General features: G+C 70.5%; 26 protein-coding genes and 1 pseudogene. 14 read left to right on the top strand and 13 right to left on the bottom strand.

From position 1 onward, the window contains the following. The first annotated feature begins 427 nt into the window (after window positions 1-427). The 4 genes from ACFWPQ_RS20430 to ACFWPQ_RS20415 all read left to right on the top strand — a co-directional run bounded on the left by ACFWPQ_RS20430 (window position 428) and on the right by ACFWPQ_RS20415 (window position 5,126). Window positions 428-1,804, top strand: a complete 1,377-nt coding sequence (locus ACFWPQ_RS20430) for a Rieske 2Fe-2S domain-containing protein (RefSeq protein WP_384036314.1) — start codon at window positions 428-430, stop codon at window positions 1,802-1,804. A gap of 4 nt (window positions 1,805-1,808) precedes the next feature. Next, a complete protein-coding gene (locus ACFWPQ_RS20425) occupies window positions 1,809-3,308 on the top strand; it encodes a glutamine synthetase family protein (RefSeq protein WP_384036311.1) in 1,500 nt (499 codons plus the stop codon). Further along, window positions 3,298-4,269, top strand: a complete 972-nt coding sequence (locus ACFWPQ_RS20420; RefSeq protein ID WP_384036308.1) for a PDR/VanB family oxidoreductase — start codon at window positions 3,298-3,300, stop codon at window positions 4,267-4,269. Before ACFWPQ_RS20425 ends, ACFWPQ_RS20420 begins: the two co-directional genes overlap by 11 nt. A gap of 62 nt (window positions 4,270-4,331) precedes the next feature. After that, window positions 4,332-5,126 (top strand): N-acyl homoserine lactonase family protein, encoded by a 795-nt coding sequence (locus ACFWPQ_RS20415; RefSeq protein ID WP_384036301.1) that lies wholly within the window; start codon window positions 4,332-4,334, stop codon window positions 5,124-5,126. Between the two features lie 305 nt (window positions 5,127-5,431). On the opposite strand, the gene ACFWPQ_RS20410 is transcribed toward ACFWPQ_RS20415, so the two are convergent. The 4 genes and pseudogenes from ACFWPQ_RS20410 to ACFWPQ_RS20395 form a co-directional block, all read right to left on the bottom strand. Further along, a complete protein-coding gene (locus ACFWPQ_RS20410) occupies window positions 5,432-5,671 on the bottom strand; it encodes a DUF5959 family protein (RefSeq protein ID WP_384036299.1) in 240 nt (79 codons plus the stop codon). A 111-nt stretch (window positions 5,672-5,782) separates the two neighbouring features. Beyond that, the gene (locus ACFWPQ_RS20405; RefSeq protein ID WP_384036296.1) at window positions 5,783-6,163 is read right to left on the bottom strand and encodes a DUF6221 family protein; all 381 of its coding nucleotides are present in this window, start codon (window positions 6,161-6,163) and stop codon (window positions 5,783-5,785) included. Window positions 6,164-6,363: 200 nt separating this feature from the next. Then, a pseudogene (locus ACFWPQ_RS20400) lies at window positions 6,364-6,621 on the bottom strand (putative immunity protein); the annotation flags it as partial. 61 nt (window positions 6,622-6,682) lie between these two features. Further along, complete coding sequence (locus ACFWPQ_RS20395) at window positions 6,683-7,306, bottom strand: TetR/AcrR family transcriptional regulator (RefSeq protein ID WP_384036294.1); 624 nt, start codon at window positions 7,304-7,306, stop codon at window positions 6,683-6,685. A gap of 402 nt (window positions 7,307-7,708) precedes the next feature. Here ACFWPQ_RS20395 and ACFWPQ_RS20390 point away from each other — a divergent pair, with 402 nt between their 5' ends. Continuing rightward, the gene (locus ACFWPQ_RS20390; RefSeq protein WP_384036291.1) at window positions 7,709-9,043 is read left to right on the top strand and encodes an NAD-dependent succinate-semialdehyde dehydrogenase; all 1,335 of its coding nucleotides are present in this window, start codon (window positions 7,709-7,711) and stop codon (window positions 9,041-9,043) included. A 72-nt stretch (window positions 9,044-9,115) separates the two neighbouring features. Here ACFWPQ_RS20390 and ACFWPQ_RS20385 read toward each other — a convergent pair whose 3' ends face one another. Both ACFWPQ_RS20385 and ACFWPQ_RS20380 read right to left on the bottom strand, forming a co-directional pair. Next, the gene (locus ACFWPQ_RS20385; protein WP_384036289.1) at window positions 9,116-9,568 is read right to left on the bottom strand and encodes an excalibur calcium-binding domain-containing protein; all 453 of its coding nucleotides are present in this window, start codon (window positions 9,566-9,568) and stop codon (window positions 9,116-9,118) included. A 142-nt stretch (window positions 9,569-9,710) separates the two neighbouring features. Further along, the gene (locus ACFWPQ_RS20380) at window positions 9,711-9,965 is read right to left on the bottom strand and encodes a hypothetical protein (RefSeq protein ID WP_384036286.1); all 255 of its coding nucleotides are present in this window, start codon (window positions 9,963-9,965) and stop codon (window positions 9,711-9,713) included. Between ACFWPQ_RS20380 and ACFWPQ_RS20375 the strand changes: the two genes are divergently transcribed. Continuing rightward, on the top strand, window positions 9,957-10,385 hold the full coding sequence (locus ACFWPQ_RS20375) for a hypothetical protein (RefSeq protein WP_384036283.1): 429 nt from the start codon (window positions 9,957-9,959) through the stop codon (window positions 10,383-10,385). The two genes, ACFWPQ_RS20380 and ACFWPQ_RS20375, sit on opposite strands and share 9 nt — an antisense overlap. A 34-nt stretch (window positions 10,386-10,419) precedes the next feature. Here ACFWPQ_RS20375 and ACFWPQ_RS20370 read toward each other — a convergent pair whose 3' ends face one another. From ACFWPQ_RS20370 to ACFWPQ_RS20355, 4 genes are all read right to left on the bottom strand, one after another. Beyond that, a complete protein-coding gene (locus ACFWPQ_RS20370; protein WP_384036280.1) occupies window positions 10,420-10,791 on the bottom strand; it encodes a fic family toxin-antitoxin system, toxin component in 372 nt (123 codons plus the stop codon). Further along, window positions 10,788-11,045, bottom strand: a complete 258-nt coding sequence (locus ACFWPQ_RS20365; RefSeq protein WP_350784386.1) for a hypothetical protein — start codon at window positions 11,043-11,045, stop codon at window positions 10,788-10,790. The genes ACFWPQ_RS20370 and ACFWPQ_RS20365 overlap by 4 nt, the downstream gene beginning before the upstream one ends. Window positions 11,046-11,096: 51 nt before the next feature. Next, window positions 11,097-11,606: a hypothetical protein gene (locus ACFWPQ_RS20360; protein ID WP_384036277.1), complete on the bottom strand. Its 510-nt coding sequence runs from the start codon at window positions 11,604-11,606 to the stop codon at window positions 11,097-11,099. Window positions 11,607-11,848: 242 nt separating this feature from the next. Next, entirely contained in the window at window positions 11,849-13,204 is a 1,356-nt protein-coding gene (locus tag ACFWPQ_RS20355; RefSeq protein ID WP_384036275.1) for a cytochrome P450, read from the bottom strand. A gap of 359 nt (window positions 13,205-13,563) precedes the next feature. Between ACFWPQ_RS20355 and ACFWPQ_RS20350 the strand changes: the two genes are divergently transcribed. Beyond that, complete coding sequence (locus tag ACFWPQ_RS20350; RefSeq protein ID WP_384036272.1) at window positions 13,564-14,265, top strand: G1 family glutamic endopeptidase; 702 nt, start codon at window positions 13,564-13,566, stop codon at window positions 14,263-14,265. Window positions 14,266-14,916: 651 nt separating this feature from the next. After that, window positions 14,917-15,714, top strand: a complete 798-nt coding sequence (locus ACFWPQ_RS20345; protein WP_384036269.1) for a hypothetical protein — start codon at window positions 14,917-14,919, stop codon at window positions 15,712-15,714. A gap of 274 nt (window positions 15,715-15,988) precedes the next feature. Here the strand turns inward: ACFWPQ_RS20345 and ACFWPQ_RS20340 are convergent, their stop codons facing one another. From ACFWPQ_RS20340 to ACFWPQ_RS20330, 3 genes are all read right to left on the bottom strand, one after another. Then, on the bottom strand, window positions 15,989-16,285 hold the full coding sequence (locus tag ACFWPQ_RS20340; protein WP_384036266.1) for a hypothetical protein: 297 nt from the start codon (window positions 16,283-16,285) through the stop codon (window positions 15,989-15,991). Between the two features lie 91 nt (window positions 16,286-16,376). Next, entirely contained in the window at window positions 16,377-16,757 is a 381-nt protein-coding gene (locus ACFWPQ_RS20335) for a hypothetical protein (protein WP_384036263.1), read from the bottom strand. Between the two features lie 33 nt (window positions 16,758-16,790). Beyond that, on the bottom strand, window positions 16,791-17,759 hold the full coding sequence (locus tag ACFWPQ_RS20330) for a zinc-binding alcohol dehydrogenase family protein (protein WP_384036260.1): 969 nt from the start codon (window positions 17,757-17,759) through the stop codon (window positions 16,791-16,793). Between the two features lie 99 nt (window positions 17,760-17,858). Between ACFWPQ_RS20330 and ACFWPQ_RS20325 the strand changes: the two genes are divergently transcribed. The 6 genes from ACFWPQ_RS20325 to ACFWPQ_RS20300 all read left to right on the top strand — a co-directional run bounded on the left by ACFWPQ_RS20325 (window position 17,859) and on the right by ACFWPQ_RS20300 (window position 23,024). After that, a complete protein-coding gene (locus ACFWPQ_RS20325; RefSeq protein ID WP_384036258.1) occupies window positions 17,859-18,356 on the top strand; it encodes a MarR family winged helix-turn-helix transcriptional regulator in 498 nt (165 codons plus the stop codon). Between the two features lie 117 nt (window positions 18,357-18,473). Continuing rightward, entirely contained in the window at window positions 18,474-18,914 is a 441-nt protein-coding gene (locus tag ACFWPQ_RS20320; RefSeq protein ID WP_384036378.1) for an aldehyde dehydrogenase family protein, read from the top strand. A gap of 384 nt (window positions 18,915-19,298) precedes the next feature. Next, window positions 19,299-20,480 carry a cytochrome P450 gene (locus tag ACFWPQ_RS20315; RefSeq protein WP_384036255.1) on the top strand — a complete coding sequence of 394 codons (1,182 nt, stop codon included), beginning with the start codon at window positions 19,299-19,301 and terminating at the stop codon, window positions 20,478-20,480. An 889-nt stretch (window positions 20,481-21,369) separates the two neighbouring features. Next, entirely contained in the window at window positions 21,370-21,939 is a 570-nt protein-coding gene (locus ACFWPQ_RS20310) for a DUF6192 family protein (protein ID WP_384036252.1), read from the top strand. Between the two features lie 129 nt (window positions 21,940-22,068). After that, window positions 22,069-22,500: an Rrf2 family transcriptional regulator gene (locus ACFWPQ_RS20305; protein ID WP_384036250.1), complete on the top strand. Its 432-nt coding sequence runs from the start codon at window positions 22,069-22,071 to the stop codon at window positions 22,498-22,500. 107 nt (window positions 22,501-22,607) lie between these two features. Next, a complete protein-coding gene (locus ACFWPQ_RS20300) occupies window positions 22,608-23,024 on the top strand; it encodes a nuclear transport factor 2 family protein (RefSeq protein WP_384036248.1) in 417 nt (138 codons plus the stop codon). Window positions 23,025-23,131 lie beyond the last annotated feature (107 nt).

The following is a 23,131-nucleotide window of genomic DNA, read 5'->3' as shown; positions in this document are numbered from 1 at the left end:
GCCCTGCTGGCGCGCGCCGTCGCCGCGACCGGGCCGCCGTCCGCCGGGGAGCGCAGCGGGGTCCGGCTGGGGGCGGTGGTCTGGGCGGTGTCGGCGTACGCCTGGCACCTGCCGCCGCTGCACGGGCTCGACGGGCCGGGGGCCGAACTCGCGCGGTCGTTCTCCTGGGTGACGGCGGGCGTGCTGCTCTGCCGTCACCCGGTGGCTCCGCGCGGCCCGTTCCTCGTCGCGCACCTGGCCGTGCTGCCGCTGGCCGCGTTGATGGCGGCCGACGGACATGGCGCGGCGGGCCTGCTGATGGCGTCCGCCGACGCGGCCATGGTGGCGGTGTGCGTGCTCGATGCCCGTCGCCGGGAGGGCTGTTACGCCCACGTAAATATTGGATCCAATTATTGGCACCTTGGATCCTTCCATCGCTACGGTCTCCGTGACCGGGACAGAAAGGCGTCAGATGCGCGAGGAAGAGAACGTACGGCTCACCAGGACGGGCCCGGGTACGCCCGCCGGGACCTGGATGCGCCGCTACTGGCAGCCCGTCGCCCTGAGCGAGGAACTCGACGGCGTACGGCCCCTGGTGGCCCCGAAGGTGCTGGGTCAGGACCTCGTCCTGTTCCGGGACGGGGACGGTGAGCTCGGTCTGGTCGACCGGGGCTGTCCGCACCGGGGAGCCGATCTGGCACTGGGCCGGCTGGAGGACGGCGGGCTCCGCTGCTGCTTCCACGGCTGGCTCTTCGGCCGGGACGGCGCCTGCCTGGACACCCCGGCCGAACCGGCGGGCGGCAACCTCGCCGCGCGGGTCCGGCTGGGCAGCTATCCGGTGCGCGAGGTCAACGGCGTGGTCTGGGGCTACCTCGGCCCCGGCGAGCCGCCCGAACTGCCCGCGCTGGACTGCTTCGAGGCCCCCGCCGGGCACACCTTCGCCTGGAAGGGCCTGCTGGAGTGCAACTGGCTCCAGGCCCTGGAGGTCGGCATCGATCCCGCGCACGCCTCGTACCTGCACCGCTTCTTCCAGGACGAGGACCCCTCGGAGAGCTACGGCAAGCAGTTCCGGGCCGCCTCCCAGGGCACCGACCTGCCGATGACGAAGATCCTGCGGGAGTACGGCCGCCCCGACATCGACGCCGTCCGCACGCCGTACGGCATCCGGATCACGGCGCTGCGCACGCTGGACGGCACCGACACCGAGGGCCGCCCGATGGACGGCAGCCGCACCCATGTCCGGGTCACCCACCAGGTGTTCCCGCACGGCTTCCACATCCCGCTGGACGCCGAGACCGCGATCACCCAGTGGCATGTGCCGATCGACGACACCTCCTGTTACTGGTACGCCCAGTTCACCAGCGTCGGCGGCCCCGTCGACCGGGCGGAGATGCGCCGGCAGCGGGTCGACGCGGTCACCCTGCCCGACTACCGCCCGCGCTTCGGCCGCTCGAACGGCTACGGCTACGACCCCGTCGAGCAGCTGGCCACGACGTACACCGGGCTCGGTACCGACATCAACGTGCACGACCAGTGGGCGGTGGAGGGCCAGGGCGCGATCCAGGACCGCACCCGCGAGCACCTGGGCCGCTCCGACAAGGCGATCGTGATGTACCGGCGCATGCTGGGCGAGGCGATATCCGCGGTCGAGCGCGGCGAGGACCCGCCGCTGGTGCTGCCCGCGGAGCGCGCAGCCGGACTGCGCGGCCCCGTCACGCTTGACGGCATCGGCCCCACCGAGGGCTGGGCCGAGCACTGGGCCGCCGTGACCGCGAAACAGCGGGCCGAGAGCGGCTGGGCGCAGGCGGCCGGAACGGACGGCTGACCGCGTGGACTTCGTCGAACGTCACGCGGGGTGGACGGCCGAGCAGGCGGCCGCCGCCGAGGAGATCCGCGGCCGTGCCGCGGGCGGCGGGCTGAAGGTGGTGCGGCTGGTCTTCGCCGACCAGCACGGGCTGCTGCGCGGCAAGACCGTCACCGCCTCCGAGGTGTCTACCGTGCTGCGCGAGGGCACCGGCATCGCCTCTTCCCTGCTGGCCAAGGACACCTCGGGCCGTACCGTGTTCCCGCTGTTCACCCGGGAGACCCCGCTCGGGCTGCCCGAACTGCGCGGCGCGGCCGACATGGTGATGGTGCCCGACCCGCTCACCTTCCGGATGCTGCCGTGGTCGCCCGGCACCGGCTGGCTCCTGTGCGACCTGCGGTTCACCTCCGGCGCCCCGGTCCCGCTGTGCACGCGCGGGCTGCTGCGCTCGGTGCTGGCGCAGGCGGACGGGCTCACCTACCGCACGGGCCTGGAGGTGGAGTTCCACCTGTTCCGGCTGGACGACCCGAGGCTGGGCGCGGCCGACCTGGGTCAGCCGGGCGCGGCGCCCGAGGTGGGCATGCTCAACCACGGCTACCAGTACCTGAGCGAGCTGCGCTACGACGAACTCGACCCGATGCTCGACGTGTTGCGCGGCACGCTCGAAGAGCTGGGGCTGCCGCTGCGCACCCTGGAGGTCGAGTTCGGGCCGAGCCAGGTCGAATTGACCCTGCGGCCCGCCGACGGACTGGGCACGGCGGACGCGATGGTACTGCTGCGCAGCGCCGTCAAGCAGGTCGCCGCGCGCCACGGCCACCACGCGACCTTCATGTGCCGACCCCATCTGCCCGGGGTGTTCTCCAGCGGCTGGCACCTGCACCAGAGCATGGTCCGCGGCGACGTGGGCGTGTTCGCCCCCGAGCCCGATGCACGGGCCGAGACCGATGCCGATGCCGGTCCCGGTCCCGGTGCCGGTCCTGGTCCCGGTGCCGGTCCTGTCGTCGGCGGGCCGGGGCTGTCGCCGTACGGCAACGCCTTCCTGGGCGGGCTGCTGCGCCACGCCCGGGCCACCAGCGCGCTGTCGACGCCCACCCTCAACGGGTTCAAACGGTTCCGGTCGCTGTCGCTGGCGCCCGACCGTGCGGTGTGGGGGCGGGACAACCGGGGCGCGATGGTGCGGGTGCTGGGTGACGGTCCGTCGTCCGCCCGGCTGGAGAACCGCATCGGGGAGCCGGCCGCCAACCCCTATCTCTATCTCGCCTCCCAGCTCGCCGCCGGTCTGGACGGAGTGGCGCGTGGTCTGGACCCGGGTCCGGCGGCCGACGAGCCGTACGCGACCCGGGCGGAGCCGCTGCCACGCTCGCTCGGCGAGGCGCTCGACGCGCTGGAGGCCGACCGGGAGCTGACCGGGCGGCTGGGCAAGGACTTCGTGGCCTACTACACGAGCGTCAAGCGGGCCGAGATCGCCCGCTTCGACCAGGAGGTCACCGACTGGGAACAACGGGAGTACTTCCGTGTCTTCTGACCTGCGCGCACCGGACAGCGTGCGCCTTCTGGTCCGCCAGGTCCGCTGGATCGCCGAGGACGTCGTCGAGCTGCGGCTGACCCGGCGGGACGGGCTGCCGCTGGCCCCGTGGGAACCCGGCGCCCATGTGGAACTGACCCTGCCCTCCGGCCTGCGCCGCTCCTACTCGCTGTGCGGGGATCCGCGGGAGCGTGCCGTCTGGACGGTCGCCGTGCACCGCGCGCCGGACAGCCGGGGCGGCTCCCTGGAGCTGCACGGAACGGCACTGGTCGGCCGGGAGCTGACGGTCGACGGGCCGGTCAACCGGTTCCCGCTGCTGCCCGCCCCCGGGTACCTCCTGCTGGCCGGCGGCATCGGCGTCACCCCGCTGCTGCCGATGGCCCGGGCCCTGGCCGCCGGTGATCTGCCGTGGCGGCTCGTCCTGGGTGCCCGGGACCGCTCCCGGCTCGTCTACGCCGAGGAGCTGACGGCGCTCGGCGGCGACCGGGTCCGGCTGGTCCTGCAGGACGAGGCGGGCCTGCCCGACCTCGCCGCGGAACTCGCCGCCGTCCCGCCCGGACACGCCGTGTACGCGTGCGGTCCCGCGGCGATGCTGGACACGGTGGCCGAGCTGTGCCGGACGGCCGTACCGCCGCGCCCGCTGCACGTCGAGCGGTTCGGCCCGGCCGCCGACGCACCGCAGGACACGGAACAGGGGCGGTTCGAGGTCGTGCTGCGGCGGTCTGGGCTGCGGCTGGCGGTGCCGACGGACCGGTCGGTGCTGGAGGTCGTACGGGACCGGGTCCCGGACGTGCCCTACTCCTGCGAGGAGGGCTACTGCGGCAGCTGCGAGACGCCCGTCCTGGCGGGCACCCCCGACCACCGTGACTCGGTGCTCGGGCCCGAGGAGCGAGCGACCGCCAGGACGATGATGATCTGTGTCAGCCGCGCCGCCACACCCCTCCTCGAACTCGACCTCTGAATCCCCCGGATTCCCCGAACACCCCCGAACTCTCCGAAATCCCCGACGACGGACGGAGCACCATGACCCGACGCGGTGTACGGCGCGTCCTGCCCCTTCTCCTCGGCTGGGAGGACCTGCCCAGATCGGTGTCGGTGCACGGCGCGCCGTACGGGGAACGGGTGCGGGAGCCGGTGCCGGGGGTGCTGCTGGAGACCGAGGAGGGGTGGCTGCTGCTGGACACCGGCTTCAACACGGCACTGCTGCGCGACCCCGCGCTGCGCCGGCGCTACTACCCGTCCCCCTCCTACCAGCCGGAACTGCCCGGTCCCGGTGAGCCGCTACCGGAGGCGGTGGCCGCCGTCGGGCTCTCGATGAAGGACATCACGGCCGTCGCCGTCAGTCATCTGCACGCCGACCATGCCGGTGGGCTGAAGCACTTCGCGGGCCGGGTGCCCGTGCACATCCAGCGCGCCGAGCTGGAGTTCGGGCTGTCGGGACGGCCCGAGGTGGAGCGCGAGACGATCTTCCGGGTGGACTTCGACGACCCCCGCATCGACTGGCGGCCCGCCGACGGCGACCGGGAGATCGCACCGGGCGTCACGGCCGTCCTGACCGCCGGGCACACCCCCGGCCACCAGAGTTTCGTGGTGGACCTCGCCGACGGCGGCGGGTACGTGTTCGCCTGCGACGCGGCCGACCTGACCGAGAACATCGTCGAGGAACGCCCCGCCGGCACGTCGATCGGCGTCCCCCCGGAGGCGACTTTGGAACCCATCCGGCATCTCAAGCGGCTGGCGGAGGAGAAGGGATACGAGCTGGTTCCGGGTCACGACCCGGTCATCTGGCCCGAGTTCATCCGCCGCCTCGCGCCATGACGCCGTGAGGCAGCAGGAGCTCGGCACCTTGAGCACCTTGAACAGTGCAGGGAGGACGCAGGTGCCGCCCTCGCCGCGAGGTGGTCGACATCATGGGCCCTTGACGCGGCCGTCCTCGCCCAGGGGGCTGAGGCGAGCCTCATCGAATACGCGAGCCGAGAGACATCGCCACACCAGCGCGGCACCTACGGCCTGGACGGCGGCCGCGGCGGCCCACACGGTGTCGTAGCCCCATGCCGCTGCGATGACGCCACCCGCTGCAGCGCCGAGCGGTGCGACAGCCAAGGGAAGGATCGGCCACGGTGCTACAACCACCTCCGGACAGCCACGCTCGCCAGTGAGCCGGACGGAGAGGGACGCCCCCTGCCCATCTTGGAATCGGACAATGGCAGGTGACAGCGGCCGGACACGAAGGTCGTCCCGACGACGATCTCGGCATCGAGCCCGGCAGCCCACCTGGGGTTACGCCCCAGCACGTTGACGGTGACGCTGTTCCCCTCGTCATCGGCAGGGGAGATGATTTCCCTCGGAATGATGTCGCCCATGGCCTCCCCGTCATCGGCGAGTACCGAGAGATCGTCGCCTCGCCGGAGTGCGTTCGCCACCCCATTTCGCCGGGGGGGGTTCTCAGAGCCCTCCCGTAAACGATCTCTGCCTCAGACTCGTCGGGGGTAGTCAGGATGATCGGCATAAGGCGACGCGAGGTCGAGCAGGTCGTCGCATGGCCAGGTCTCGCCGTCGTACTGACAGTCGGCGCGGTTGTCCCACGGTAGTTCGGGGTCGCCGGTGGCCGGACTGAGCACATGGCGGGCGAGCGCGCGGCGCTTGGCCTCGACCTCGCGCAGCACGCGGGCTGGGTCGTGCAGCGCCACGTGCAGGGCGACGGTGGGGTGGAATCCCGGAAGTTCTCCTCGACCGAAGTCGACCGCGTGTCCGTGGGCGGTCCACTCCCCCGACCCGCCACGGTCGCAACGTCGAGCCAGGTCGGCCTCCTCATCCAGCCGTGCGTAGAGGAACGCCACAAGGTCTTGACTCATGGGGTCATCCTGAACGACGCGCCAGGGCGCGGCAGCCTGATTGCCTCGGTGCGGTGCCGCTCCGACCGACACGGACAACGACCGGGTCAAGTCACGAGGGCAGCTCATGCGTTCCCGCCCCCTCCGCGACCAGGCGGTGATCCGCACGGCGACGGATCGTGGACGGACGGACCCCTGCGGGACGAGCGGCGGAATCCCGCTCAGCGGTCGAACACCGACCAGCAGATGTCGTTGCGCAACCTCTGATCATCGAGTACGAGCTCGCGGATCGCCTCCGGAAGCTGATCGCGCTGCCACCGGCACTCGAGTCGTCCCACGGCCTCGCTCCCGCCTTCCGGAGCCGCTGCACGTGCTGCCTTGATCGCGTAGGCGGCCGCGCCGAGCTCGTGAGCGGCAACGTGGGCGACGGCCCCGGCCTGACCGGCAGCGTAGGCGGCATGCCGTGCTGCCCCACGCAGTTAGGCCGGACGCGAAGCGGGTGCGTGCCGGGCTCGGGCGGTCGGCCGGGCCCGGAAGGGTTCAGTGGGTGAGCAACATACCGAGCCGCAGGCCCAGCTCGGTCTCGGCCACGGTGCGCGGCATATCCGCCGTGGGCGTCCTGCGCCGGTCTGCGCTGGTGTTGACGTAGGCGCTGGCGCCGTCGATCGCGACCAGGATGCGGGTGGCGGCGCCCCAGGGATCCGCGCAGGCGAAGACCCCGGCCGCCGTCCCGGCGGTGATGAGCTCCTCCAGGCGCCGGCACCACCGCAGTTCCTGCTCCACGACGTGCTCGCGCAGCACCGGACGGTAGCGCGACAGGTGCCGTGCGTTGAGCCAGAGCTTGCTGACGTCGTCGAAGTCGGCGCTCGACGTGAGGCCGAAGAACCTCCGGAAGGTCTGCAGAGGGCCGTCCGGCTCCTGCTGCAGCAGGTCGTCGAGTTCCGCCTTCGCGGCGTGGGTGAACGCCTCGGCGACCAACTCGTCCGCGGCCGGAAAGTAGTGACCCACGAGTCCGGGCTGGACGCCCAGCTCGTCGGCGACCCGGCGCAGCGTGACGCATTCCAGGCCCTCGGTGAGCCCGATCCGCGCCGCTGTGGCGACGATCTCGTTGCGACGTTCGGCGGGCGCCTTGCGGACGCGTCGGCCCGGAGCTCTTGACGTCATACCGCGAATGCTATTGAGTGGGCGACCAATAATCTAATTGGTCAACCGACCAATAACCAGGATCGGCCGGAACCCGCCGCTCACAGCGGTGCGGCGCCGTAGCCGCCGGTGCACGTCGAGCCTCGGCGGTCGGCGCGGGCCGCACCGCGGCACCGCCGCAGGCCAGGGTGTCGCTGACCGGCGCGTCGGCCGGCACCGTCAGGAGACCCACGTGAACGACTCCCCACCGAGGGCGGTGACCTCATCGTGTACGGCTGCCGGGAGGCGCCGGGGCCAACCCCGTGGGCCTGGCCTGCTGGGCGATGGCCGTCGTCCTCCTCGGGGAGTCGGACGTCGCCGTGGTCCGCCGGCCCGGACCCCGACCCACGGCTTCCCCTCTGTCCCTCACTCTCTGGAGACACCATGTACGCCGTCACCGACCCGACCACCGGCGAGGTCGTCGAGACCTACCCGACCGCCACCGACGCCGAGGTCGCCGCGGCCGTCGACGCCGCCCATGCCGCCGGCGCCTGGGGCCGGACCGGTTCCGTGGCCGAACGTGCCGCGCTGCTGCGCCGACTGGGCGACCTGCACGCCGAGCGCAGCGCCGAACTCGCCGCGAGCATCGTGCGGGAGATGGGCAAGCCGCTCGCCGAGGCGGAGGGCGAGATCGGATTCTGCGTCGACATCTACCACTACTACGCCGACCACGCCGAGGAGTTCCTCGCGGACGAGCCCCTCGACGTCACCTCCGGCGCCGGTACCGCGGTGGTGCGGCGCGGTCCGGTGGGCGTCCTGCTCGGCATCATGCCGTGGAACTTCCCGGCCTACCAGGTCGCCCGGTTCGCCGCCCCCAACCTGGCCGTCGGCAACACCATCGTCCTCAAGCACGCGCCGCAGTGTCCCGGTACGGCGGCGCTGCTGGAGCGGCTGTTCGCCGAGGCGGGCTTCCCGGCGGGCGCGTACGTCAACGTGTACGCGACGAACGAGCAGATCGCCGACGTGATCGCCGACCCCCGGGTGCACGGCGTCTCGCTCACCGGCTCGGAGCGGGCCGGGGCCGCCGTCGCCGAGATCGCGGGACGGCACCTGAAGAAGGTCGTCCTGGAACTCGGCGGTTCGGACCCGTTCGTGGTGCTGTCCACCGACGACCTGGACGCCGTGGTCGACTCCGCGGTGGCCGCCCGCCTCGACAACACCGGCCAGGCGTGCAACGCCGCCAAGAGGTTCGTGGTCGTGGCTGACCTGTACGACGCGTTCGTGGAGCGGTTCACGGCCAAGCTGCTCGACTCCGCCACCGGGGCGCCGCTCTCCTCGGCGGCCGCCGCCGAGACCTTGGCACGGCAGGTCGGCGCGGCCGTGGCGGAGGGCGCCACCCTGCACGGCTCCGGCGAGCGGCAGGGGGCGTTCTTCCCGGCGGGCGTGCTCACCGGGCTGAGCACCGAGCACGCGGCGGCCCGCCAGGAGCTGTTCGGACCGGTCGCGATGGTCTTCCCGGCCACCGACGAGGACGACGCCGTACGGATCGCCAACGACACCCCCTACGGCCTCGGTTCCTACGTCTTCACCACCGATCCCGAGCAGGCCGCGCGGGTCGCCGACCGGATCGAGGCCGGCATGGTCTTCGTGAACGGTGTCGGCGCGGAGGGTGCCGAGCTGCCCTTCGGCGGGGTGAAGCGTTCCGGCTTCGGCCGGGAACTCGGCCGACTCGGCATCGAGGAGTTCACCAACAAGAAGCTGATCCGCACGGTGGCCTGAGCCGCATCGGTGGCAGGCCCTTCTCGTGTTCCATGCCGCCGGGCGGGTCTGCCCCGGGCGGGCTTGGCGCCGTCATTCGCAGGCGACGCCGTCGCCGTCCCGGTCGAGATGCGAGTCGTATCCGGGGTCGCCCCGGTAGAGGGGGGTGACGCCGGCGGCACGGGCGGCGGTGCAGTTGGCGTAGTAGGTACTGCCGCCGCCACCGCTGTCGTCGTCGGAACTCACAGAGTCCCCACCGGCCGAGTCCGCGGTGACGGTCACCCTGACCTTGACCGTTTTCGTCTCGGTGACCGTGGGCGCCGGCTCGGGCGCGGCGGTCTCCGTCGCGGTCTCCGTCGCCGTGACCGTGGCAGTCGCGGTGGGCCGGGGCTTGTCGTCCGCGACGGCCTTCTTGTCGTCGTTGCCGCTCCCCCCGGCTGCGATGCCGACGATGAAGGCCACGGCGAGAGCGGGCAGTACGACCCTTTTGCGTGCCCACTTGGGTATGGTTCCGGTGGGTTGTGGCATGTTGTACGGGTTGCTCATTTTCCCCCCTGGTTCCTGTGTGAGCGTTGACGTTAGCCGCCAGGTGGGGTGGTGGAGTGGCTTTGCGGCAGCGGTCACCTGTTCGTGACGGATGTTCGCCGCGCCCTGCGTCAGGACATCGACCTTCGGCCGTCGAGGGTCGTCAGGCCGGAACGTCCCAGAGGACGTGGAGGGCGGCGGGCTTGCGGAAGACCAGGCCGTGCGGGGCGGCGGGCCGCTGCGGGCCGTGGGCGAAGGCCAGTTGAAGGCGGGCTTCCGCGCGCCGGACGTCGAAGCGGTCCGGGTCGGTGAAGACGGCCGGGTCGCGGTTGGCGCCGGTCAGAGACACGCTGAAGAGATCGCCGCGCCGGGTGAAGGCCGGGCCGAGCACGGTGTCGCGGTGGCGCGGGTGGCGCATGGGCACGATGCGCGAGGAGCACCGCAGGGTCACCCTGGCCTCCTGGCCGACGTCGCCGCCCTCGCACGCGACGCCGGCACCGACCACGACATCACCGGCCACGCCACCGTGCTGCGCACCGAGAGCATCATCACCGGGCTCCCCTGGCTCACCCCGCTCCTGGAGACGGCCCTCGCCTTCCACCACGCCGTCCGCGGCGCCGACGGCGACCTCACCGACATCCTCGGCCGGCTGCGCGAGGCGACCGCGAACGGCGAATTCGCCTACTACGTGCCCATCGCAGCCGCCGCAATCGACCGGCCCCGGCCCGACGAACCCGACATTCGCCGACTGGACGACGAACACGTCGTCCTTGCCCACTGGCGAGCTATGGTCACCGCCCGCCGAGAACTCCTTCGCAACGGCCCGACACCGACATGAACGCCCTGAAAGGCAGGACCGCCTGGAGAGCGGGTCAAGGCTTCCAGGTGCGCAGGAGGACGGCGATCTGTTCGGCGGTTCCGCGCGGGCTGTTCAGCTCGCGGGCCAGCGCCGAGAGCTGTTCACGGGTGGGGTCGACCGGGATGTTCGACGCCGCGAGGTACATGACGGCCACCGCGCAGGCGACGGTGAGGTTGGAGCGCTCCAACCACCGGCAGCGTCCCAGCGTGTGCACCAGGGCGGCGGCGCGCGCGTAGGGGCCGTCGTAGACAGGGCGGTCGAAGAACTCGCCGCGGTGCCGGGCGACAGCTGCGAGCGGAACGCCGTAGTCGTCCACGCCCGGATCGCGGTGACCGGCCCGTTCGGCGACCTCCAGGATCCAGGACTCGTCGACGTGCACGATCACGCCGCGGCTCCCGGGCGCACGTCGCCGGCCGGCTCGTCGAACTGGCGCTCCAGGTCATCGAGGAAGCCGCCGTGCTGGTCGATGAGGCGCTGCGCGGCCTCCATGCCGGCGGCCCGCGCACCGGTCGTGTCTTCCACGATCAGCCGCTCGACGTACTTGTTGAAATCGAGCCCGCGGGCCTTCGCGGCGTCCTTGCCATTGGCGAGAACGTCGGGTGACAGGCGGAGCTGGGTCTGCTTGCGGTCCGAGGCCATACCGCATGGTAGCAGGGTGGTATCAGACGGGCGGGGCGATTCGGGACCGGATCACGGAGCGACCCGGCAGCGCCCGGGCGCCGGGCACACGTCGTGCTGGAGGTGCAGTCGGCGGAGGTCCTGCAGTGCAGCGATGGGAAAGGGGTGCTGAACCCACTTCGCCCGATAGCCGTCCTCGCCATGGGCCTGCAGTACTGACTGAGCGGCCTCCACGACGACGTGACCAAGAAGGTCTCGCGGCTGCATGGAGTTCCAGACGAGTGTGCCGTTCTGGTCGGGCGCATTGAAGCTCGCGGACATGTCAGGGAAGCGGTAGATCGCCACATCAACGTCCGACCCCCTGCGTCGCAGGACCCACCTCACTTCAGCCGGTTCGAGGTCGAAGGAGAAGCGCTGGACAGGTATGGGGCCATACAGACCCGCCACACCGTGAAGCAGGTCGGCAAGAGCATCCGTGCAGTAGCTGACGATGTCCTTCCGCTCCGAAGAACGATCCTTGATGAGGCACGTTGCCCAGCCGCTGCCACTCAGTCGCCAACTGAACTGAAGATCGTTGGTCATCCCGCCCCCCCGGTGATCGTCTCCGAAGACGGTACAGCGCAGAGACAGGCGGATCCCTCGCATCCCACACAGCCGACCGCCGCGGCCCGCCGGCCAGGAGACCGACCAGTTCGCTTGGCAGGTGCAGCCGGCGTGCCCTCCCTCTTCGTCGTGTTAGCCGCTGTAAGGCTGATGGGCATCGCGCGCGAGGGGGATGGCAACGCCGGCACCGTCCCTGACAGTGGTGCCGCAGGAGACACGCGCTAGAGGCCGACCCCGGCTCGGGGGCGGACGGTCATCCGCAGGTTGCGCGGCCGTACGGTGAGCCGGGCGACCTGGCGGATGACCTGGCCCTCGGCGAGTTCCAGCCGTACCGAACGCAGCATCGTCGCGAGCGCCACGACCATTTCGGTGAGGGAGAAACGGTCCCCCATGCACTTGTGCTTGCCGTCCCCGAAGGGCACGAACGCGCCCGGCGGAGGCTCCTGAGCGGCGTCGGTCCACCGGTCCGGGTCGAAGGTGTGCGGGTCGGGGAAGCGCTCGGGGTCGCGGTGCAGGGCGTGCTGGCAGTAGGCCAGCTCGGTGCCGGCGGGCAGCGTCCACTCGCCGAGCCGGGTCTCCTCGGTGGTACGGCGGGTGACCAGCCAGCCGGGGTGGTGCAGGCGCAGGGTCTCGGTGATCACCCGGTCCAGGTACGGCAGCCGCATCATGTCGTCGAAGGTGACCGGCCGTTCGCCGAGGACCTCGTCCAGCTCGGCCAGGACCCGGGCCTCGATGCCGGGGTTGCGGGCGAGCTCGTACAGGGTCCAGGCCAGCAAGGACGCGGTCGTCTCGGTGCCCGCCACGGCCAGGAGGAAGATCTCGGAGCAGATCTGATGCCCAGTCAGCGGCTCGCCGGTCTCCTCGTCGATGGTGCGCAGCAGCATGGAGAGCATGTCCCCGGTGTCGTGCCCGGAGGCCTGCAGTTCGTCGACGGCGGTGTTGATGGTGGCGCGCACCTCGGCCCGGGCCCGGTCGAAGCGGCGGTTGAAGGGCAGCGGCAGGCGCTCGGCCCAGTCGGGCAGCATGATGCGCAGACCGACGCCGCTCATCACCACCGACACGTTGCTGCGCAGCCGGCGGAAGACGGCGTCATCGAGGCTGCCGGCGAACACCGTCTTGGCCAGCATGTCGAGACTGAGCCCGACCATCGCGTCGTGTACGTCGAGGGGCCGCCCGCGCTCCCAGGCGGCGACGGTGGCCGTCACCTCGGCGCGCATGAGGTCGACGTACCGGCTGATCTCGGTGTGGGCGAAGGCGGGTTGAAGCTGGCGGCGTCTGCGTACGTGGTCACGGCCGGTGGCGGTGACGACGCTGTCGCCCAGCAGCTGGCCCAGCTTGTCGTAGAGCCGGCCCTTGTCGAGGCTGGGTCCCAGGCCCTTGAGCATCTGGTGGATCAGGGCCGGGTCCTGGACCACGATCGTGCGCGTCCCGGGTTGCAGGATGATCTCGACGAGTGGTTCCCGTGTCTCGCGCAGCGAGTCGATGAAGCCGAGGTTGTCGCGCATCTTCAGCGCGTGGCCGATGAGCGGAAACGATCCTGCGGCCCGGGGTATGGGGGGAGGCGCAGTGGACGTCACGGGTGATCCCTTCACGGCAGTCATGGGCGCCCTTATGACTGCCCTGAACCTTCCCCATCGCAATCCTGTCATGAACGTGCCCTGCGCCACGTGGGCAAGCCGGTTGGTCATCTGCGGCGCCGGGCATCAGTGCCGTCGCTCCAGCGAACTGCTCCGGCTCCTCATTCCTCGTTCGCCCGCTCGACAGTGTCGCGCTTGGCGTACCGCTCCTTGTCGAAGCCGGGTGGCCGGCCATCGGTGCTCCCGCGCCGCAGACGGCCGGCCGCTTGGTCGCGGGCGGGGTCGGGACGGAATGATGACAGACCCGGCGGCGGGAGCCGACCGTCGCCGAGCCCTCCGCCCCTTCCAAGGAGCACTCCTTGTTAAGACGCATGTGCATCTTCCTCGCCTCGCTCGTCCTCGCCGCGGCGTCCGCGCTGATCTCGGCGAGCACCGCCGGCGCGGCCACCATGCGAACCGCCAACTGGTCCGGGTACGTCGCCGTCGGCACCTACAACCTCCTCCAGGCCACCTGGGTGCAGCCGGCGGTCAGCTGCGCCTCCGGCAGCCAGTACTCCAGCGTCTGGGTGGGCCTGGACGGCTACAACAGCAGCACGGTCGAGCAGATCGGCACCGAGGCCGACTGCTCGAACGGCACCCCGGTGTACTACGCCTGGTACCAGTTCTACCCGGATCAGCGACACACCTTCAGCCACCCCGTCCAGCCTGGCGACGAGCTGACCGGCTTCGCGCACTACAACGCCTTCCTCAAGTCCTACGACATGGGGATCTTGGACTACACCGGGAGCTGGTCGGAGCACCCGTCCGGCGTGGCCTCGGGCTCGCCGCCAAGTTCCGCCGAGGTCATCGTGGGGCTGCCCCCCTGTGACAGCGGCTGCATCCAGCCGCTGGCGGACTTCGGCACCGTCTCCGTCCAGGAAGCCCTGGTCCAGGCCGCCCCGCTCGCCGCCGCCAACCCGTCGGAGATCGTCATGGTCACCGGCACGGGCCAGAACAAGGACACCGTCAGCGCGCTGAGCAACGGCACCGACTTCAGCGCCACCTGGGTCAGGGCCGGCTAGGCCAGAACCGGCGGACGTCATGAGACCCCCGGTGAGCCGAGCCGCCCGGTTCAGCAGGCCGCGTAGTCGTACAGGAACAGTGCCTCCGCGACCGACAGCCGCTCCAGATGCCGGGCGATCGGTTCCGCTTTCCACTCTTCCAGCGGCGGCTGAGGCCGGCGGCGTACTGCGCGCGGGGCCGCCTGTGGCGGCGGCCCAACCGGGGGCTGCTCCGACGGAGATGCCGAAGACCTCACTGAGGACGGCGGGTGGCATCAGTGGTGCGAGGTCCATCAGTGCGCTGTCGCATCCGTGCCGGGTGGGCAGGCCGTAGGACGCCAGGCGTGCGGGCAGCTGGCTGGTGCTGCGCGGCACGACCGCCGACAGCCGTTGACCTGGCCCGGTCGGCCCGGCAGAGATCCGGGGCGGAATCGTGGTCGGGGCGTTCCGGGTGTGTCTGAACGCTCCAGTCGGCCTGTGACCGATCGAGTTGACCAGCTGCGCGCAAGGTCCGCCCTGCCAAATGGCGGAGGCTCCCGCCTCGCCTGCGCCACGATGACCTCCTGCCACGATCGAAGGACAGGGGTTTTGATGTCGGCATGGGGGAATCGGGTCGCGGCCTGGACGGCATCTGCCGCACCGGTGGGGGTCGGCCTCGGGATCTGGGTGGGCTTGGTGATCACCTCCCAATCCCGGCAAGCCCACTTGTGGCCAGTCTGGGCGGCGATTGCGCTCGGTTTGACCTGTGGGGCAGGGATTGTCTTCACTTTGGGTGTCCAGCAGTGGCGCGCGTTGCCTCAGGCAGAGCGCCGATCGCGTCGCGAGGCGGTCGTCATCGTGGGCATGGTGACGCTGGGCACGACGTTCTATGGCGTGGTCGCAGCTGCCGCCGATGACCGTCCAGGAGTCTGGCGCGGGCCTCTACTGGTGGGGACGGCCCTGGCCGGTGCAACGCCGATGGTGTGCGTTGCCTACGCGGTGTGGAGGGCGACGCAGACTGACCGAAGCGATGTAGCCGCGGGCGAGCTGATGGAATGGCTGTTGGCTCGCCGTCGGACCATGCGGGCGCTGGTGGGCGGCTTGGGAGCGCTCGTCGCGCTGTCCACGCTCGCACTGGGGGCCGTGGTGCGCATGGAGGCCGAGTTGGTGAAGGCACACGCCTTGACCTCAGCCGATGCGACGCCCCTTGAATACGTCCTGGTCTTCGGCGGCGTCGGGACACTGCTCGTAGCCATTGTCTACACCCCGGCCGCTATCGGGCTGCGCCGTCAGGCGCTGCAGCTCGCCGAGCGGCTGTTCACGTTGACCGGCACGGATGAGTCGGCGGCACTTCTTGAGCGCGCTGAACAGCGCGCGAGATTCGAGCACCTGCTGGGTGCCGAAGCGGGTCCTTTCGCTGATCTTCAAGCGGGCATCGTGGTCCTCACTCCCCTGGTGGCCAGTGCTGTCGCGGTCTGGCTACCGCACTGACCCACAAGGCCGCATCTCTCACGAGCTGCGGCCGCCCGGCTCGATCGCGGGGGGGGCGGCCTGTTGGAGGCGTTCATGGGCGGCCGGGAAGATCTCCATCGCCCACGCTTCCTCTTCTTCGCAATGCCGAGAGCCTTCGCTCCAGTTGACCCGCATGACGGTGTACTGCGGGCAGTACGATCTGCCCTCGTCTGAACGGCAGGCACCTGCCATCTGCGATCACCCTCGACCAGAACTACGCCTCAGCGCGGACCTGCAGTGGTCGGGGCGACGGTCAGGGCGTGTCACCCGAGTAGTAGAAGCGGCACACCACACCCAGGCCGGGCGCACGCGGTTCGCCGGGGCGCGGATCGTACAGGGCGCGGCCGCCGGGCCACCGCGACAACTCGGTGGACAAGGCGACACCGTCGTTGACTTCCTCGGTGCGCCATCCGTGGATGTCCAGCAGCAGGCCGTCCAGCGGTCCACCGACCAGTTCGGCGTAGGTCCGGTGCGGGAGCGGGCCGGGGTTGGGGGCGTCGTGGTCCGCGCCGTAAACACGGCCGTTCAGTAGCTGCTCGTCGCCGTTCATGCTGTCCAGACTCGCAGCGACCACTGACAACGCGGGCTTGTCCACCGTCACCGTGGGTTTGCCCGCGCCGCCAGAGGACGGCTTGCTCGGGTCAGGTGCGCCGGCGTCCGAGCCGGCCACTGGCCTTCCGCGCGGCCTGCTCGGCTTCCCGTTCCTGGCGGAGGCACTCCTGCACCCTGGCCCTCGCGTTCGTCGGCTTCGGCCTGCCGCTCGGCTGCGACGGCCCGGCTCTGGCAGTCCTCGAACACTCCTGGCTGCGGAGCTGGATGCCCTTGCCGCAGGAGCCGACGAAGCGGAGCTGGATGCCCTTGCCGCAGGAGCCGACGAACGGGTGCGCCGCCTTGTCGATCAGCAGGAGCGAGAGGTTCCGGCGGGCGAGGTCGATGGCAGGGGTCAGTCCGGCCGCGCCGGTCCCGCGGATGATCACGTCGGTTTCGGTGGCGTGTGCCAGGGCTCTGTGCTCCTTCGGCACGTTCGGTACAGGCTGTCGGCAGCGCGGCCGGGATCAGGGCACCAGGACGGTGCGTACGCCCGGGACCTCGGGTGCGGTCCAGGCGGTTTCGACGTCGGCGAGGGGCACGGGCCGGGCGGTGACGGTGAGACCGCCGCTTTCGACCTCGTCGACGAGGGACGGGAGTTCCTCCAGGTAGGTCCTGGTCGACACCGCGCCCTGGCCGTTGCCCTGCAGCCGGAGGTTCGCCGAGCGCAGCGCAGCCGAGGGGAGTTCGATGGTGGGGCCGGCCATGGCGCCGATCTGGATCCAGTTCAGGGCACGGCTGCGGTCGGGGCGGGCCCGCAGCAGTGACATGATCGCCTCACTGGTGGGCTTGCCCCACAGGTAGTCGATGACCAGGTCGACTTCGGCGGCCTCCTCGGCCAGGGCCGCGGCGGTGGCGTCGGCGTCGTCGGTGAGTGCGACGACGGCGTCCGCGCCGAGGCCGGACAGGGTGGCCAGCCGGGCCTGGTCGCGGCCGGCGCCGACGACCCGGCCGGCGCCGAGGCGCTTGGCGACCTGGATGGCCATCCGTCCGGCGTTACCGGTGGCGCCGAGGATCAGGACGGACTGTCCGGCCTCGATCGGGACGCGGCGGCGCAGTGCCACCCAGGACGACATGGCCGGGTTCATGGCCGCGGCGATCTTCACCGCGTTGGCGCCGTCGGGCAACGGGATGCTGTAGCGGCTGTCGATGACGGTCCGGGTGGCCATCGGGCCGACGAGTTCGTCGTCGGCGACGAAGTACACCAGCCTGCCGTCGGCGCGCCGGCCGACCCCGTCGACGCCGGGCACCATCGGCAGTTTCCCGGTGCTGGTGTAGTGGCTGCCCGAGGCGCCGGTACGCACGCGGGGGTGCAGGCCCACCGCGAGGACGTCGACGAGTTCCCGGCCGTTGTCGGCGAGGGGGGTGGGGAGGTCGAAGGGTTCGTAGCGGGGCGGACTGTCGAACGAGCTGACGACGGCGGCGTGGATGTCCATGGCTGCTCTCCTCGGATTTGGTACGTGAAACGGAGGTTTTAGTACGTGGCACAAATCAAATTAGTATGTGCCGCGAACCTTTGCAAGTAGAATCACGGCATGACGCCATCCCACGACGTGCCGCCCCCGCCCGCGCCGTCACCCGCAGACGAGGACCTCGGACTGGTCGACGCCCTCGCCCAGCTGTCGTTCCTGGTACAGGACGCCCTGTCCGAGCTCGCGGGGCAGCACGACCTGTCGATCACCCAGACCCGGCTGCTCGGCATCCTGCGGGACCGGGAGCCGACGATGAACCAGCTCGGCCGGCACCTCGGCCTCGACAAGTCGTCGGTCACCGGTCTGGTCGACCGGGCACAGCGCCGCGGCCTGGTCACCCGCACCGTCAGCGCCCTCGACCGCCGCTCCTACCAGGTGTCGATCACCGACGCCGGACGGCAGCTCGTCGAGCAGGTCGCCACGAGGTTCGCCGAACGGATCGAGCAGTGCGCCGCGCCGCTGCCCGAGACCGACCGCACCCTGCTGTCGCGGCTGGCGACCCGGATCGTGACCGCCGACGCCCAGGCCCGCGGCATCAACCTGCGCACCACGCCCCGCTGACCGGGCCCGCCGGACGGAGCCACGCGGCAGCCTCCCCCATCGAGCCGAGCCCCTCGGCGGCACCGTCACGTCCGCCCCCACACCACAAGGCGGCTACCGGGTCGGCGCCGCGCCCTCATCGCGCCAGCGCCAGGACCTCGGCGTACGTGCCGGCCTCCCCGCGCGACCGTACTCCTCGGCGGAGACCCGGAGTGCCTCGTCCTGGCGGCCGTGACCAACGACATGGCCGTGGCGTCCAACGAGATCTTCGGTCCCGTCGCGCCCGTCCTGCGGGCCGCCGACGAGGAAGAGGCCCTGCGCATCGCCAACGACACGGAGTACGGCCTGTCGAGCGCCGTGTTCAGCGCGGACGGCGAGCGCGCGCCGGCCTTCGCCGACCGCATCGAAACCGGCATGACACACATCAACGACTCGCCCGTGGTCGACATGCCCAACACGCCGTTCGGCGGCGAGAAGAACTCCGGGCTCGGCCGCTACGGCACACACGCCCTGCTCGACGAACTCACCAGGCAGCACTGGCTCTCCGTCCAACACACGCGGCCCGCATACCCCTTCTAGCCTCCGCGGGCCGGGTGTGCGGCCTCGCTGTGGCGCCGCCGGCTCCGGGCGACAGGCCGTCGTCCGGACGGCCGTTTCCGCCTCGAAGCGGCGGTTGTCCTCACCGGTCCGGTACGCGCACCACCTGAGCTGGATGGCCTGACGCCGTCGCCACCAAGGCATCGCACGGGCCTGCCACCAGCGCCGACACGCTCTTCGGGACCAGCCATGACCAGAACCGCAGCTGCCGTGGCACAGCCCGAGCGCCTGCGTCTGCGTTTCCGCGCAAGGAGCGTGCGCCGGAGCGAAAGACCGCTCGGACGTGGAACGCAAGAGTAGGGGCCATGGGCGGCCGGCCTGCACAGGGCAGGGCATCGGACGTCCCGATGACCCAAGGGGAGCACCTTGAACCCGTTCACCGCGCTCGTGGGCGATGAGCGCCACGCCATATACACCGACTGGTCCGCCGAGGGCCCCGTCCATCCGGTCGAGACTCCCTACGGAATACCGGCCTGGCTGGTCACCGGCTACGCGGAGACCCGGGCCCTGATGTCCGACCCCCGCATCGTCAAGGGCGGCTTGGAGAACGCCGTTTATGCGCGGGAACTGCCCGAGGACGTGGCACGCGGCATCCATACCACCATGCTCAACAGCAACCCGCCGACTCACGCGCGGCTGCGCCGACTGGTTACCTCGGTGTTCACCCGGCGCAGGGTGGAGAAGCTCGTTCCGTGGATCCAGCAGCTGACGGACGACCTGCTGACCGCCGTGGAGGGGCAGGACACCGTCGATCTGATGGCGGCGTTCGCCTACCCGCTGCCCATCAACGTCATCTGCGGACTGCTCTGCATCCCCGAAGACGACAGGGCGGCCTTCACAGCCTGGACGGTCGTCGCCATCTCGCCGGGCGTCCACGGCTTCCCGAAGTACGAGGAGGCCGTCACCGCAATGCTGCACTTCGACCGCCAGTTGATCGCTCGGAAACGGAAGGCGCCCCAGGACGATCTGCTGTCGGACCTGATCGCGGCCCGCGACGGTGACGACCGGCTCACCGAGGACGAGATCACCTCGATGATCTTCCTGCTGCTGCTCGCCGGCTTCGAGACCACGGCGAACCTGATCGGCAACAGCGTCCGCGCTCTGCTCGCCCACCCCGACCAGCTGAACCTTCTCCGGAACCGCCCGGAGCTTCTGGAGCAGGCGATCGAGGAACTCCTGCGTCACGACGGGCCGGTGCAGGTCACCCCGCCGTACTGGACCACCGAATCTGTCGACATCGCCGGGACGGCGATACCGGAGGGCTCGGCCGTGGTCTTCGCGCTGATGGCCGCCAACCGGAGCCACCGGCACTTCGCATCGCCCGACGATCTGGACATCACTCGCGACGCCAGGGCGCACCTGGCGTTCGGGCATGGTCTGCACCACTGTCTGGGCGCCCCGCTGGCCCGCGTCGAGGCACGCATCGCCTTCCACACGCTTCTTGACCGCTACCCCGGCCTACGGGCGGCGGCTCCGCCGGAGAGCCTCACCCGTACACCGTCCATGATCGTCAACGGCCTTTCCGCACTGCCCGTGCACCTGCGCTGAGCGACACCGCATCCGGCGTTCGACGCCCACGACGGGCGTTCACCGGTTCGAGGATCCCCAGAAGGAGCGACCGGAGGCGGTCCGGCTGGGTCTCGGTCGAGCCGACCAGGATCCGAAGCGCCAGGCCGTCGGCCCTCGCGACCACTTCGACCGCAAGGCGCACCTCGTCCTCGACGGGGAGAACCAGCCTCTGCGCTCGCCCTGCGCCACCACTCGGCGAAGTCGGTGCACACCCGGCGTGCGCCCGGCGTGCACCCGGCGATGGGTTCAGTACCTGTTTTCGATCCTCGGTTTTGAGTAGCTTTGGGTCTCAGCCTGGCTGGGTGTCCGAGGGCGCCGGCGGGGCTGCGGGGCGGGTCTGCGAGGGCTGCGGTGAGCGGTTGAGGCCGGGTGCTCCAGCTCGTACGCGGTTCTGCTCGGCGGCTTGTCGGGCCAGGCAGTGGCGCCGTGAAGCGCGGTGGCGCAAGCGGGTGGTGGCGGAGCTGGAGGGCACCGGCCGGGTGGAGTGCCCCGAGTGCGGGGCTGGCTGGGTGGCCGGAGTGGACCGGCGGTCGAACGCGGTCTACTGCTCGCGGCGGTGCGTGACGAGGGCCTGGAGGGCCCGCAAGGAATCGTTCGGCGAACGGTCACAGTGACCGCAACGCGAACGCACCCGAATCCCAACTCTGGCCATATCCCGGGCATTTACGGTCGTTTGTTGTGATCATAGGATTTTGGGTCTGCCTCTCTGGTCCATGAGGCGGGCCGGATCTCGCCACGGTCAACTGCCGTGCCCAGCCTGCGGGTTGGTGGTGAAATCATGCCCGAAGAGATCGAGACGGCCGTGGACCGGGTCGGCAGCGTCAGCGCTCACCGCCATGCACAGATCGTGGCTTAGCTGTGGGAACGGGTGAAGACGGCCAGCCGCATCCTGTTCAAGGTCGGCGACTACGCGCTGGAGATCGAGCCGATGCGCGAGCACGGCGGGGCTGCGTCAGCCGAGGGCCCGTTCACGGTGAAGGAGTCGCTGTTCCGCCTGTCCGAAGACATCGGGATGTCCTACTACACGGTGAAGCAGGCCCGGCAGACGGCGTCGAAGTGGCCCGAGGACCGGCGGGTTGCGGAGGTGTCGTTCACGGTCCACAACATCCTCGCGTCGATCGCGGACGACGAGGAACGGTTCGCGGCGATCCTGACGCCGCCGCCGGGCAGGTCGCGGTGGACGCCGGACGAGGCCAAGCGCCGCACGGGCCGGCAGGTCGCCAATCCAGTCACCCCGCAGGAGAAGATCGGAATCACTGATCACCTGGGCGGCGATCACCATCATGACCAGGCGCATCACTCGCCGAAGCTCCCGCAGGAACGGACAGCCGGCCTCCCGCGAAACAGTCCGCGACTGATCATTTCCAAGGACAGCGTCATCACCTTGCCTCTGACCCCGGGCATGACCCAGATACGCCAGAAACCCGCCACCGGGTGATCTTGGGGGCCTGTGGGCGGAGTGCTCCCTGACGAGGCGGGTCCAGCCAGCCCCGCAGGGCTTGCCGCATGCAGATGCAACAAATATAGTTACGACTAGAGCCGAGGGGCATGGGAGGTGGAGTCCGACATGAGTGCCAACAGCAGGCTGACCATCGCGGCTCACACCCTGACATGGATCGGGTTGTATCAGCGGCGTGGCCACGAGGTCGCCACCTCCGAGCAGATCGCGACGAGCGTCAATACCAACCCCGTGGTGATCCGACGCCTGCTGGGCGAGCTGCGCAAGGCCGGCCTGGCCGATTCGCGGCGAGGTGCGGGGGCGGGCTGGATGCTCGCGCGGGACCTGGCGGCGATCACTCTGCTCGACGTCTATCGGGCGATCGAACCGGGGCCGGTCTTCGCCCTGCATCGTGCGACACCGGACCCCGAGTGCGTCGTGGGGCACGGCATCGGGCCGGCAATGGCCGCGGTGTACGGCGACGTGGAGGCCGCCCTGTGCAGGGAGCTGGCCAAGACCACGCTGGAGGACGTACTGCGGGACATCTTGAAAGTCGCCTGACCTCTGACCGCACACTTCCCCTGACCGAGGGGAGTCGCATTCCACGCCCATCGATGTAACCAAAATGGTTACGCTGACGAAGAGATAGAAGACTAAGGACAAGGACGATGACAACAGACACTCAGGCCTCGCGGATCGTGGCCGAGAAGTTCCTGGAGCGCCTCGGCCGGCAGGACCCCGACGGCGTCCAGGAACTGTTCTCCGAGGAGATCGACTGGCACGTTCCCGGCAGTGACGCGCTGCCCTGGACCGGGCGCCGCGCCCGCCGGGAGGAGGTCTCGCCGTACTTCACCACGATGTGGCAGCACTTCGCGCACGGCCAGAGCAAGGTCGTGCTGGAGCGCTTCATCGTCGACGGTGGTGACGTGGTGCTGCTGGCGGTCTTCACACACACCGCCGCGGCCAGCGGCAAGGAGTTCACCACACCGGCCGCCATGCACCTGGCGGTCGAGGACGGCCGGATCGCTCGCATGCACCTGTACGAGGACACGCTGACCGTCGCCGAGGCGTTCAACGCCAGCTGAGCGTAGGGCACTCAGGGACCCCGCGGCCCGGGGCAGCCGGGCATGTGCGTAGAGGGTCAGCCGAGACACGGCCGCAGTTGTCGGCGGATCTCTCTCCCGGTCACGTA

This window comes from Streptomyces sp. NPDC058464 (assembly GCF_042721035.1).
GTDB lineage: Bacteria > Actinomycetota > Actinomycetes > Streptomycetales > Streptomycetaceae > Streptomyces.
This window is presented reverse-complemented; position numbering and strand designations above follow the sequence as displayed.